Source organism: Mucilaginibacter sp. GW822-FHT03E02, assembly GCF_058801545.1.
Genome location: NZ_JBXANJ010000002.1, coordinates 681129 through 694649, shown reverse-complemented (window position 1 = coordinate 694649; position 13521 = coordinate 681129). Strand labels below are relative to the sequence as shown.

The 13521-nt window shown below is 40.7% G+C and carries 13 protein-coding genes; 10 read left to right on the top strand and 3 right to left on the bottom strand.

Annotated features, from left to right (window positions below):
• Window positions 1-159: 159 nt before the first annotated feature.
• Entirely contained in the window at window positions 160-651 is a 492-nt protein-coding gene (locus AC1RM2_RS29650; RefSeq protein ID WP_492988761.1) for a YajQ family cyclic di-GMP-binding protein, read from the bottom strand.
• A 187-nt stretch (window positions 652-838) separates the two neighbouring features.
• On the opposite strand from AC1RM2_RS29650, the gene ppk1 reads away from it, so the two are divergent.
• The 8 genes from ppk1 (at window position 839) to AC1RM2_RS29610 (ending at window position 8902) form a co-directional block, all read left to right on the top strand.
• The gene (gene ppk1 / locus AC1RM2_RS29645; RefSeq protein WP_492988760.1) at window positions 839-2884 is read left to right on the top strand and encodes a polyphosphate kinase 1; all 2046 of its coding nucleotides are present in this window, start codon (window positions 839-841) and stop codon (window positions 2882-2884) included.
• Between the two features lie 2 nt (window positions 2885-2886).
• Window positions 2887-3765, top strand: coding sequence for a Ppx/GppA phosphatase family protein (locus AC1RM2_RS29640; RefSeq protein ID WP_492988759.1), 879 nt, complete (start codon window positions 2887-2889; stop codon window positions 3763-3765).
• 169 nt (window positions 3766-3934) lie between these two features.
• On the top strand, window positions 3935-4498 hold the full coding sequence (locus AC1RM2_RS29635; protein WP_492988758.1) for a UbiX family flavin prenyltransferase: 564 nt from the start codon (window positions 3935-3937) through the stop codon (window positions 4496-4498).
• 176 nt (window positions 4499-4674) lie between these two features.
• On the top strand, window positions 4675-5025 hold the full coding sequence (locus AC1RM2_RS29630; protein ID WP_492988757.1) for an NINE protein: 351 nt from the start codon (window positions 4675-4677) through the stop codon (window positions 5023-5025).
• Window positions 5026-5154: 129 nt separating this feature from the next.
• The gene (mtaB, locus tag AC1RM2_RS29625) at window positions 5155-6474 is read left to right on the top strand and encodes a tRNA (N(6)-L-threonylcarbamoyladenosine(37)-C(2))-methylthiotransferase MtaB (protein WP_492988756.1); all 1320 of its coding nucleotides are present in this window, start codon (window positions 5155-5157) and stop codon (window positions 6472-6474) included.
• Window positions 6475-6503: 29 nt separating this feature from the next.
• A complete protein-coding gene (locus tag AC1RM2_RS29620) occupies window positions 6504-7670 on the top strand; it encodes a prolipoprotein diacylglyceryl transferase (protein WP_492988755.1) in 1167 nt (388 codons plus the stop codon).
• Window positions 7663-8148: a GtrA family protein gene (locus AC1RM2_RS29615; protein WP_492988754.1), complete on the top strand. Its 486-nt coding sequence runs from the start codon at window positions 7663-7665 to the stop codon at window positions 8146-8148. Before AC1RM2_RS29620 ends, AC1RM2_RS29615 begins: the two co-directional genes overlap by 8 nt.
• On the top strand, window positions 8114-8902 hold the full coding sequence (locus tag AC1RM2_RS29610) for an inositol monophosphatase family protein (RefSeq protein WP_492988752.1): 789 nt from the start codon (window positions 8114-8116) through the stop codon (window positions 8900-8902). The genes AC1RM2_RS29615 and AC1RM2_RS29610 overlap by 35 nt, the downstream gene beginning before the upstream one ends.
• Window positions 8903-9088: 186 nt before the next feature.
• Here AC1RM2_RS29610 and AC1RM2_RS29605 read toward each other — a convergent pair whose 3' ends face one another.
• The gene (locus AC1RM2_RS29605) at window positions 9089-9640 is read right to left on the bottom strand and encodes a NifU family protein (RefSeq protein WP_147051710.1); all 552 of its coding nucleotides are present in this window, start codon (window positions 9638-9640) and stop codon (window positions 9089-9091) included.
• Window positions 9641-9816: 176 nt separating this feature from the next.
• A complete protein-coding gene (gene purB / locus AC1RM2_RS29600; RefSeq protein ID WP_492988751.1) occupies window positions 9817-11163 on the bottom strand; it encodes an adenylosuccinate lyase in 1347 nt (448 codons plus the stop codon).
• Between the two features lie 277 nt (window positions 11164-11440).
• Here purB and AC1RM2_RS29595 point away from each other — a divergent pair, with 277 nt between their 5' ends.
• Together AC1RM2_RS29595 and AC1RM2_RS29590 are read left to right on the top strand one after the other, a co-directional pair.
• The gene (locus AC1RM2_RS29595) at window positions 11441-12052 is read left to right on the top strand and encodes a TetR/AcrR family transcriptional regulator (protein WP_492988750.1); all 612 of its coding nucleotides are present in this window, start codon (window positions 11441-11443) and stop codon (window positions 12050-12052) included.
• Between the two features lie 87 nt (window positions 12053-12139).
• The gene (locus AC1RM2_RS29590) at window positions 12140-13489 is read left to right on the top strand and encodes a TolC family protein (protein WP_492988749.1); all 1350 of its coding nucleotides are present in this window, start codon (window positions 12140-12142) and stop codon (window positions 13487-13489) included.
• Window positions 13490-13521: the final 32 nt, after the last annotated feature.

Genomic DNA, 13521 nt, shown 5'->3' with positions numbered 1-13521 from the left:
TTGAAATTGTTTTATCGTGCATGCTGAATAGTAATGATACCAGCAATAAATACTGTCATCCTGAGGAACGAAGGATCTATTCTACGCCAGGTATAACACTTGCAAAGTTCACGAATAGATGCTTCGTTCCTCAGCATGACAGGGGCGATCCCCCTTAACCTAATCCCTCATATTAATAAATTGCAGCGGCTGACCAAAGTTTTCGCCGCGGCAGAGGCTGATCACCGCTTGCAGGTCGTCAATTTTTTTGCCTTGTACACGTACCTGGTCGTCCATGATAGAGGCTTGTACCTTAAGGCCGCTGTCTTTTATCTTTTTAACCAGCTTTTTGGATGTTTCTTTGTCGATACCTTCTTTAACCTTTATCTCTTTGCGGATCATGTTGCCCGATGCATATTGCTCTTTACCAAAATCAAGCGCGCTTGAATCCAGGTGTTGTTTCACCATGCGGCCGATGATGGAATCCTGGATGGCTTTAAGGCGCATCTCGTTTTCGGTTACAATGGTTATTTCATTGGTTTTTTTATCCAGGTCGATAGTGCTTTTTGAATCGTTAAAATCGTAACGGTTAAGTATTTCTTTTTTAGCGGTATTGATGGCGTTATCAAGCGTTTGCCCATCTATTTTGCTTACTATATCAAATGTTGGCATAAGTAAAAGAGTTTATAATGTTTACAAAACTAATGTATTGTAAACATTTACACAGCTCCATTATCAATTTGTTTACATAGCACACTAAATAATAATCATTAAAAACAGGTTTTATGTAGATGAGTTAATATTAAATTAACAAATAAATAAGCAGTTTTGTACACGTGGCCTAAGGGGCACAAATTTTATGGATAAACAACCACCATTAATTAACAGGGAAATAAGCTGGTTATATTTTAACGACAGGGTTTTGCAGGAAGCTGCCGATCCGACTGTGCCTTTAATAGAGCGGGTGCGCTTTTTGGCTATATTTTCGTCAAACCTTGATGAGTTTTACAGGGTGAGGGTGGCTACGATGACACGGCTTGCCGCTTTAAACGAAAAATCGAAAGAAATATTAGGCTATAATCCTAAAAAGCTTCTTAACCAAATCAAGAACCTTGTTGTAAAGCAGGAGCGTAAGTTTAATAACCTGTATGAAAACATCATTGTAAAGCAGCTTGCCGAAGAAAAGATATTCATCCTGAATGATAAGCAGCTTAACGTAAGTCGGGGCGCGTTCGTTAAAAATTATTTCAGGGAAAAACTGCTGGCCACATTGGTGCCCATCATGCTTGATGACAGCTTGCCGCTACCCGAATTGCGCGACCGGGCGATTTATTTTTTTGTAAAGCTTACTCAAAATAAAAAAACACGCTTCGCACTTATTGAGTTTCCGGATAGCCTCTCGAGGTTTATTGTACTGCCCGAAACCAACAACCTGAAATTTATTATCCTGCTGGATGATATCATCAGGTACAGCCTGGAAGATATATTTTTCATTTTTGAGCATGACAGCATCGAAGCCTACTCGCTGCAGCTTACCCGCGACGCCGAACTTGACCTGGATAAGGAAGTGAGCGGCAAATTCATAGATGCGTTATCAAAAAGCCTTCAAAAACGCAAGAAAGGTACCCCAATGCGCCTGCTTTATGATACCGAGATGCCTATGGATATGTTAAAATACCTGGTAACCAAAATGGGGTTGCATGGCGAAAGTCTTATCCCTGGTAACAGGTATCATAACTTCAAAAATTTTATTTCGTTCCCCAATGTAGGCAGCCCCGATCTGGAGTTTGTTAAATATGCGGCTTTACCGGTAGAAGATCTTTCGTTTGGTAAAAGCCTGCTGGGCCTTATTGCAAAAAAAGATTATATGGTAAGCACGCCATATCAATCATATGATTACATCATCCACTTTTTGCGCGAAGCGGCTATCGATCCAAAAGTTAAAGAGATCAGCATAGCGGTTTACCGGCTTGCCGAAAATTCAAGAATTGTACACGCGTTGGTAAATGCAGCCAAAAATGGCAAAAAGGTAAATTGTTTGGTTGAACTGCGGGCAAGGTTTGATGAGCAAAATAATATATTTTGGAGCAACAGGCTGGAAGAAGAGGGCGTGAACGTTTTGTATGGTATAGCAGGCTACAAAGTACACTCGAAGATATGCCTGGTTAGCCGCCTTGAAAAACAAAAGATTGTGCACTATGCCTGTTTATCAACCGGGAACTTTAACGAGAAGACAGCCAGGATATATGCCGATCATACTTTGTTTACAGTAAACAAGAAAATAACCGACGATTTGGATGTTGTATTTAAATCACTGAAGAGAAATGTATTGCCAAAAGGATTAAAAACCCTGATTGTATCACCTGTTGATTCCAGACCGGCTATTTATAAACTGATAGATAGCGAGATAAAAAACGCGAAGGCAGGTAAAAAGGCTTACATGATTCTGAAGATGAATAGCCTTGCCGATGAAGGACTTATCAGTAAACTTTACCAGGCAAGTAACGCGGGTGTTAAAATAAAAATGATCATCAGGGGTATGTGTTGCCTTGTACCGGGAGTGAAAGGTTTTAGCGAAAATATTGAAGTGATAAGTATCGTGGATAAATACCTGGAGCATGCCCGCGTGCACATTTATTGTAATGGAGGGGATGAGCTGATTTACCTTACTTCGGCCGATTTTATGAGCCGCAATATTGATACCAGGGTTGAAGTTGGTTTCCCGATTTTAGACGAGCGCTTAAAAAAGGAAGTTAAAGACATTATTAATATTCAATTGCAGGATAATACCAAGGCGCGCGAAATAAATAGTGCCAACAGCAATAAATACCACAAAACCAACGCGGCCGAATCGCACCGGGCGCAAATTGAGATATACAATTACCTGAAAACTAAAAACAAATAAAGTTGAGATACGCAGCTATAGATATTGGTTCAAATGCAGTAAGACTGCTTATTGCCGATATTATTGAAAATCACGGTTCCTATTCGTTCAAAAAAAATACGTTGATCCGGGTACCTTTACGCCTGGGCGATGATGCGTTTATCCAACACAGCATCTCAGATAAAAAGGCAGCCGACCTGGTAAAATCAATGAGCGCTTTCCGCAATTTGATGGATGTTTATAAGGTAACCCATTACCTGGCCTATGCCACATCGGCCATGCGCGAGGCTACAAATGGCGAAGATGTGGTTAAATTGATTAAAGACCAGGCTAATATCGACCTCGAGATCATCCACGGTTCCAAAGAAGCCAAGGTTATTTACGCCAGCCATGCCGAGCAAACCATTGATAAAAGTAAAAGTTACTTATATATTGATGTTGGTGGTGGCAGTACTGAGCTTTCCTTGTTTTCGGCCGGAGAGTTAATGGCCTCCAAATCGTTCAATATAGGTACTATCCGTATTCTGGACAACCAGGACACAGAAGAAACATGGGATGAAATGAAGGAGTTCATCCGCGAACATACGCGGGGTTATAAACAGTTACTGGGTATAGGCACAGGTGGCAATATTAATAAACTGCACCGCTTAGCCGAAGAGGGAGACGAGACCCCGATGGCTTTTGTCAAGCTAAAATCGTTGTATACTTACCTTAATTCTTTTTCGCTTAAAGATCGCATTAACGTGCTCGGCTTAAACCAGGACAGGGCGGATGTTATTATTCCGGCTTGCGAAATTTATTTGACGGTTATGAAAAACGCGGGCATAAAACAAATATATGTGCCCCGGGTAGGTATGGTTGACGGTATCATTCAAACTTTGATAGATACTAACTTGCCTTAACAAAAAAATAATGTAAAAATATTTTTACAAATTTGCTTTATAATATAAAAACTGTTAGTACATTTGTAGTGCCCTCTCAAGGGCATGTTTTTCATAGGTAGATGTAGGGTCGGGTACTTGTATTCGACCCTTTTTTGTGCCCGTATTTTTGGATTGTTGGAGAGAAGTAATGAAGAAGAAGATTGTAGTTGCCATCACCGGCGCCAGCGGGGCTATTTATGCCCACCTGTTGTTGAAAAAATTAAACCAGCTAAAAGATCAAATTGCCGAAGTTGCCGTTGTGATGTCGGATAATGCGAAAGATGTTTGGCGCTTTGAGTTGGGGAACGACGATTACAGCAAGCAAAACTATAAGTTTTATGCAAAAAACGATTTTATGGCGCCCTTTGCCTCCGGGTCGGCAAAGTTTGATACCATGGTAATTGTGCCCTGCTCGATGGGTACTCTGGGCCGGATAGCAGGAGGAATATCTGACGATTTGATAAGCCGTGCTGCTGATGTAATATTGAAGGAACGCCGCAAACTTATCCTTGTTGCCCGCGATACGCCTTTAAATCTTATCCACATCCGCAATATGGCCACCGTTACTGAGGCGGGAGGCATTATTTGCCCCGCCATACCATCTTACTATAGCAAGCCTCAAACCATCGAAGAACTGGCTATGACAGTAGTGAACCGGGTTATCGATCTGATGGGATTGCAGAACGAAAGCTACCAGTGGACGGGGATATAATTATTGTTTTATAGTTTATTGGCTGTTATTTAATAGATTCATTATTAGTAACTTACTATTGAAATTAATACTAATGCCCGGAGCCCACACATCCTAAATTATATTGGATGTTTTGTACAGCTTAAGAAATTGTTTACCTTAGTTAACCCCAAATTAAACGCCAGGTTACCCGAACAATGAAATCTAAGTCAACAGCATATATTTTGTGGTTTTTTTTAGGTGTATTTGGTGCACACAAGTTTTATCTCAATAAAGCAGGCATTGGTATACTTTATTTTTTCACACTTGGCCTGGCCGGTATCGGGTGGATTATCGACCTTTTTACCCTGGGCAGCCAGGTTGATGCCTGTAACGCATTGGTAAAACGGAAGCTGGGTGCAAAGAATGTAGTAAATCCCCCCGACTATCATAGTGCTGCAACGCAACGGAGTCTGTCCGAACAATTACACGAACTTCATATGCTAAAAGAAAAAGGTATACTAAGCGAAGAAGAATACGCCCGGCTAAAGAGCAAAGTATTGGCATAAGCTGCTTTTAATCGCATTTTTATTAGTGCATGCTATCGGAAGGATTAGATATAAATAATTAACCCCAAAGTAAAATCACTAATTCAGTAACTCAGTAATTCACTAATTGCTTATCTTTGCGACCTTGCAATGAATAAGAAAGTCGCTTTTTATACACTTGGCTGTAAGCTTAATTACTCGGAAACCTCGTCAATAGGCCGGATGTTTACCCAAGCCGGTTACGATACGGTTGAGTTTTCAAACACGCCCGACGTTTTTGTGATCAATACCTGCTCGGTAACCGAAAACGCCGATAAGAAGTGTAAAAAGATAGTCAAGGAAGCGCTCAAAATCTCCCCGAATGCTTACGTAACCATTGTAGGCTGTTATGCCCAGTTAAAGCCACAGGAAATTGCCGAAATTCCCGGCGTTGACATGGTACTTGGCGCTGCCGAAAAATTCCAGATCATTGAGCATATTACCGACCTTACCAAAAAGCCCAAAGCAGTTGTATACAACCAACCTGTGAGCGAGGCCAACCAGTTTGTACCGGCATATTCATTCGGCGACCGTACCCGAACGTTCCTGAAAGTTCAGGATGGCTGCGATTATTCCTGTACCTTTTGCACCATCCCCCTGGCCCGCGGTGCCAGCAGGAGCGACACCATTGCCAACGCAATTGAACAGGCTAAACAGATAAGTGCTTCGGGCGTAAAGGAAATAGTACTTACAGGTGTTAACCTGGGCGATTTCGGGATCCGCAACGGGCAACGGGAGGATAAGTTTTTTGACCTGGTTAAAGCCCTCGACGAGGTGGAGGGAATAGACCGAATCCGCATTTCCTCTATCGAACCAAACCTGCTTACCGACGAGATAATTGCTTTTGTAGCTACTTCAAAACGATTCGTTCCCCATTTTCACATCCCGCTGCAATCTGGTTCCGACAAGATACTCGGCCTGATGCGCCGTCGCTATAAACGCGATCTGTACGTAAACCGTGTGGCCAAAATAAAAGAACTGATGCCCGGTTGCTGCATCGGGGTTGATGTTATTGTAGGTTTCCCCGGCGAAACACGCGAAGATTTTATTGATACCTATAATTTTTTAAACGATCTGAACGTTTCATACCTGCACGTATTTACTTACTCCGAAAGGGAAAATACCCTGGCCGCCGAAATGAAAGGCGTAGTACCTGGTTCAACCCGGGCGGATAGAAGTAAAATGCTGCACATATTGTCCGACAAAAAACGCCGGGCTTTTTACGAAACCCAGTTAGGTAAAACCGATGAGGTGTTATTTGAAGGTGATATTAAAGACGGCTTTATGCATGGCTTTACCCGCAACTATGTAAAGGTAAAAGCCAAATACGATCCTATATTGGTAAACGAATTGAAAAAGGTTTGCTTAACAAATATTTCACCGGATGGTGATGTCGAAATAACAGAAGGCGAAGAAATATTAGTTCATTAAAACGCTATCTTCGCTTCAAAATACAACCTATGTTTCCAACCATAACATCGCTTCTGCAATATCTTTTCGGTTTTAACTTTCCATTGCCTATACAAACATTTGGTTTTTTTGTGGCTATAGCTTTTATGGCGGCATACTGGGCCTTTGTTCAGGAATTTAAACGTAAAGAGAAACTGGGGATACTTCATTCATCAAAAAGAATGGTACTGGTTGGGCAACCTGCTTCGGCAGCCGAATTGGCCGGTAATGCTGTATTTGGTTTTATTTTGGGTTATAAATTAATCGATTCGGCATTAAATTATCATGCACTTTTAGATGATACACAGGGTTTCCTGCTGTCATTAAGAGGTAATTGGATAGGTGGCATTATAGGCGCTGCAGCTTTTGCTTACTGGGCTTATTACGAAAGCGAAAAGCAAAAATTAGCCAAGCCCGAAAACAGGGAAGTAACCGTGCACCCGTACGAAATGATGGGCAGCATTTTGTTGTGGGCCGCTATATTTGGCTTTGCAGGTGCCAAGTTATTTAATGCCCTTGAAAACTGGGGCGATTTTATGAAAGACCCGGTTGGCATGCTAATAGGTTTTAGCGGCCTTACTTTTTATGGTGGTCTTATTTGCGGTGGCGCGGCCGTGTTATATATAGCCAATAAAAATGGCGTTAAGCCTTTAGATATGCTGGATATTGGCGGGCCGGGCATGATGCTGGCTTATGCGTTAGGGCGTGTTGGCTGCCAGATGTCGGGCGATGGTGATTGGGGAGTGGTAAACCTTGCGCCGAAACCTGGATGGTTGAGCTGGGCGCCTGATTGGGTGTGGTCTTTTAAATTCCCGCACAATGTTAATGACGAGGGCGTTCCCCTTGCAAATTGCATAGGTAAATTTTGTCATGAACTGCAATACCCTGTATACCCAACATCGTTATATGAATGTATCATCTGCCTGTTACTATTTGCATTCCTGTGGAGTATCCGCAAGCAGATAAAAAATTCAGGTGTCCTGTTTGGTATTTATATGATATTAGCCGGTGTTGAACGGTTTTTTATCGAACTGATCCGTGTAAATACAAAATATCAGGTGGCTGGTATTCGCTTTACCCAAGCCGAAATGATCTCGTTGATTATGGTTATTGGTGGTGCTGTGTTAATTGTAAATGGTTTAAAAAATAAAAAAACAGCTACGTTGCAGCATGGCTAATAAAAAACAGGCTCATAAGCTGTTAAATAACCAGGTATTCAGGTTTGTGCTTTCGGCTGGTGCCGGTTTTGTTGTCGATATTTCTGCTTTTTATCTTTTTTATCATAACCTGTTAGCCAGGCATACTTATCTTATCGGTTCATACACTTTCCGTAATTCCACTTTATCGTTAGCCATCTCGTTTTTGCTTGGGGTAATTGTCAATTTTGCCATTACCCGTGCGCTTGTTTTTACCGAGTCAAAATCATCTGCTTATAAACAGTTTTTTCGTTTTATAGCTGTTGCCTGTGTTGGTTTTTTCGCCAATCTTGGGCTAATAAAAATATTGATTCAGTTTTTCGGTATTTACCCTCCCGTAGCCCGTATCGGCGCGGCTTTAAGTTTGTTTTTTGCAAGCTTTTTTATTCACAAGGTATTTTCATTCAGCTTATCATTACGTAAACATGCAACTGCAAAACATAGCGCAACAAGTAATTGAAATTGCCAAACAGGCAGGCGAATTTATCAGGCAGGAACGCAAAGCGTTCGACCCTGATAAAATTGAATACAAAGGTCTTAATGATATGGTGTCATACGTTGACCAAACAGCTGAACGGATCATTGTTGAAGGTTTAAAAAAAGTACTGCCCGAATCTGGTTTCATCACCGAAGAAAAAACTACTACCATAGTGGGTGACCGATATAACTGGATCATCGACCCGCTGGATGGCACCACCAATTTTATTCATGGCGTGCCTGCTTATTCGGTAAGTATAGCACTAAAAGAATATGATGAACTGGTGGCCGGAGTTGTGTACGAGATAAACCAGGATGAATGTTTTTACGCATGGAAAGATGCTCCGGCTTATCTGAATGGCAATGAAATCCATGTAAGCAAAAATACCGCGGTAAGTACAAGTCTTATTGCTACAGGTTTCCCTTATTATGATTTTACCAAGCAGGCCCAATACATCGAACTATTTACCGAATTGATGAAAAGCAGCCACGGCCTGCGCCGCATAGGCTCGGCAGCTGTCGACCTGGTTTACACCGCCTGCGGCAGGTTTGATGCCTTTTACGAGTATAATCTTAATGCCTGGGATGTAGCCGCCGGAATAGTAATTGTTAAACAAGCCGGTGGCGATATCGTGAACTTTAAAGGTGGCAGCGAAGTACTGGAAACAAGGGAGTTACTTGCTACAAACAGTAAAATAACAGGGGAGATGCTGACTGCGATACAAAAATATTTTTAATTTGGATTTCACCGATTATTAAGTGATTTCACCGATTATTTTAGGTGATCGTGCTGATTTGATTTTTTGGATTTGACCGACTGCTTTAAACAAAGAACTCCACTGATTTTAATTGAGAATCAACTTAATCAGTGAAGCTTTGTTATATCGGTGAAATCACCTTGAAAATCGGTAAAATCCAAAAAATTATAGTGCTTCAGATACCACTTCAGTAACTTCGGGAACCATACGTTTAAGCAGGTTTTCGATGCCGGCTTTAAGCGTTATAGTTGACGATGGGCAACCGCTGCATGAACCGCGAAGCTCGACAGTTACCACACCTTCATTAAATGAACGGTAGGAAATAGCGCCGCCATCCTGCTCAACAGCCGGGCGAACATAGTCATGCAATATCTGCTGAATTTTAACCTCTGTTTCAGATCCTTCAAAGTTTGTTTCTTCGGATTGCTCTTCTAATTGGATCTTCAGTTCCGATTCAACCGCGCCCTTTACAAACTCTTTCATAATAGGTTCAACGTCGGCCCAGTCGCTTTCATCGGTTTTGGTGATGGTAACGAAGTTGCTGGCGAAAAAAACACCATTTACAAACGAAAATTTATATAATTCCTTAGCGAAAGGTGATTTATCGGCGCTTTCTTTAGTAGCAAAATCGGCACTGCCATTAATCAGCAACTTGTTCACAATGAACTTCATTGTTGCCGGGTTTGGCGTTGATTCGGTATATACGTTGATATTCATCGAAAATTCTATTTAGATTAATTAAACAAATTTAATCACCTTTTTGATTTAAATACAATACTAAAATTGTTATGACTTCTATATGATTGAATAGTTATTTGAGAATTTGAAGATTTGAGGATTTGAAAATTAGTTTCTCCCTCGTCCCTTCATTTTCAAATCTTCAAATTCTCAAATTAAATCCCAGTATAATTCAAAGGTGTTATCTTTTTCAATTCCTCTTTCACATTATTTGTTACATCCAACCTGTCAACAAACTCTGCAATTGTTTGCGCGTTTATTTGCTGGTTGGTACGGGTAAGGTCTTTCAATGCCTCATATGGGTTGGGGTAGCTCTCGCGCCTTAATATGGTTTGGATCGCCTCGGCAACTACAGGCCAGTTGGCTTCCAGGTCGGCGGTAATAGCATCCTGGTTAAGTAATAGTTTGTTTAAGCCTTTGATGGTAGATTTTATGGCGATTAAAGTATGCGCTACAGGCACACCTATGTTACGTAACACTGTTGAGTCTGTTAAATCGCGCTGTAATCTCGAAATAGGTAGTTTGGCGGCCAGGTGCTCAAACAAAGCATTGGCGATGCCTAAGTTACCTTCCGAGTTCTCAAAATCAATAGGATTAACTTTATGTGGCATGGCCGATGAGCCAACTTCTCCCGCTTTTATTTTCTGCTTAAAGTAGTTCATGGATATGTAAGTCCACATATCGCGATCAAGATCAATCAGGATATTGTTAATGCGTTTTAAAGCATCGCATTGAGCGGCAAAGTTATCGTAATGCTCAATCTGAGTAGTAAACTGCGAGCGGCTCAGTCCTAATATATCATTCACAAAATGATTTCCGAAAGCTTTCCAATCCTTAGTAGGGTAAGCAATATGGTGCGCGTTGAAATTGCCGGTAGCGCCCCCAAATTTGGCCGAGTATTTTACTGATTTCAAAATCTCCAGCTGGCCTTCAAGCCGCTCTACAAAAACCTCAACCTCTTTGCCAAGCCTTGTTGGCGAGGCCGGTTGCCCATGGGTATGCGCCAACAATGGGATATCTTTCCAATCGGCTGCATATCCTTTTAATGTATCAATTAGCTGGCTGATAGCAGGGTAGTAGGTGTTGTTTATCGCAAGCTTAAACGTGTAAGGGATAGCTGTATTGTTGATATCCTGAGATGTTAAACCAAAGTGAATAAACTCCTTAAACGCATCTAAACCACCTAATTTATCAAACTCATTTTTGATAAAATACTCCACGGCTTTTACATCGTGATTGGTTGTTTTCTCAATCTCCTTGATGCTTTGGGCATCCGCCTCGGTAAAGTTTTTATAAATATCGCGTAACTTTTCTACCAGATTGACATCAAAACCCTGTAACTGAGGCAATGGATATTTAACCAATGCGATAAAATATTCAATCTCGACAAATACACGGTATTTGATCAGGGCGTATTCAGAAAAGTAATCGGCAAGTTCGGCGGTGGTATTCCGGTAGCGGCCATCAATTGGCGAAATTGCAGAAAGCGGAGAAAAGTTCATTGAAATATAATTTTTTGCAAAGATAAGCATTTAGATGTGCAGATTTCAGATGTGCAGATGTGCAGATTTCAGATGTGCAGATATGCAGATTTTAGATGTGCAGATTTTTGAAACGGTGTCCTATTTTAAAATTCCCGATAGTCATATTAGATATAGCAATCATCTGTACATATGGAATTTGAAATTTGCACATCTGCAATGTTTGTCTTAAAAAAGTCATTTCGTATGGAAACTTTGAAATCAAAAAATGTTTCCTTAGTTTTGACTCAGAAAGTCAATGAGTCAAATAGAAAGAATAATTGAAGGTGGCGAAGAGCTGTTTTTAAAGGCAGGCATCAAGAGCGTAACCATGGACGATATAGCCAGGCACCTGGGGATGTCGAAAAAAACCATATACCAGTTTTTTAAGGACAAAAACGAATTGGTAACAGCAATGGTTAAAAAAAAGCTGAAAGAGGATGAGGAGCAAATGATTGAGTTCATCAGTAAATCGTCCAATGTGATCGAGGAAATGATCAATATGACCAAATGCTCTGAGGATATGTTTTCACGCATCAACCCGATAGTAATTCATGATATGCAAAAGTATCATCCTGATGCATGGAAGGTTTTTCAGCAGTTTAAAAATGAGGTTTTGATTAGTACACTGGAAGAATTATTGACAAAAGGTATTAAGCAGGGTTACATAAGGCCCGAAATTGACGTAAAGATAGTTGCGCGCATGAGGGTAAACACCGTGGAACTTGGATTTAACACTACCATATTCCCGATAGCGGAGTTTAATACCTGGAAGGTGCAGGTGCAGTTTTTAGACCATTTTAACTATGGCATTTGTACCCTTAAGGGTTACAAACTTTTAAACCAGTACAGGAATATAAAAGAAGATTAATTTAATACTGCTGACATAAGGCTGTCAAAGTCGGCCTGGATATTTGAGGCATAATAGATGAAAAATCACCAAACAACTATATATACAATGAAATATTTACTTTTTACGGCCACATTTTTGGGAGCCATAGCCTTTAAAAGCTACGCCCAGGAAACGCCACCTAATAACCAGACTTTTAACTTCAGCGTGCAGGAGTGTATAAACTACGCTTACGAGCACCAGAATACGGTAGTTAATGCGGGTCTTGATGTTAAAAGCGCCGAGTATAAAATTAAGGAAACAACAGGCACCGGCTTGCCGCAACTGAGTGGTAGCGCATCATTTACTGATTACCTTAAGGTTCCAACAAGTTTATTACCCGGTGAGTTTTTTGGAGCTCCGGGCACCTTTATCCCGGTTAAGTTTGGTGTGAAGTACAATTCAAACTTAGGCTTAAGTTTAACACAAAAAATATTCGACGGTAGCTATTTTGTTGGCTTAAAGGCTTCAAAAACCTACAAAGAGTTATCTGAGCGTAGTTATACACGTACAAAAATTGCTGCCAACATTGCTGTAACAAAAGCCTATTACCAGGTTTTGGTGAGCGATGAGCAAATAAAATTATACGATGCTAATATTGCCCAGTTAAAGCAACAGGTTGATCAAACTGTGGCCCAAAACAAACAAGGGGTGGTTGAACTCATCGATGTTGACCGTATAACCGTTCAGTATAATAACCTGGTAACAAACCGGGAAAATGTGGTACGCTCTCTTGCGCTCAATTATCAGATGCTGAAATTTCAGATGGGTATGCCAATTGAGTTTAGCTTAACACTTAAAGATAAATTAGTTGATATTAAGTTAGATAATAACGTGGCAGAATTGGGCACCGATACCGCCTTTTATCATAAGCGCATTGAATATGCCTTACAGGAAACCGATAAAAAGGTGAATGAACTGCTGCTCCAAAATAAAAAGGCAGCATATTTACCTACGTTGAATTTCAACGGCAATTATGCTGCATCATACCAGGACAATAGCTTTGGAAATTTATATAAAAATTCTTTCCCATCCAGTTATATAGGCCTTTCATTAAACGTACCTATTTTCAGCAGCGGCCAACGCAGTAACCAGGTAAAAGAAGCCAAAATTACGTTGATGCAATCGCAAAACAACCTTGTGGATTTAAAAAATTCACTGAACCTGAATGCCAGGGTGGCCTCGGTTAATTATATTAATGGATTACAATCATTAAACAATCAAAAAGCCAATCAGACACTGGCACAGGAAGTTTTAAGGGTATCGAAAATAAAATATCAGCAAGGGGTAGGCTCAAGTATTGAGGTTACACAAGCACAAACCGCGCTTGAAGATGCCGACAATAAATACATTCAGGGGTTATATGATGCATTGGTTAGCAAAGTTGACCTTGACCAGGCTTACGGACGAATTCAATAAAACACAAACTAAACTCACTATATAAAAACGAC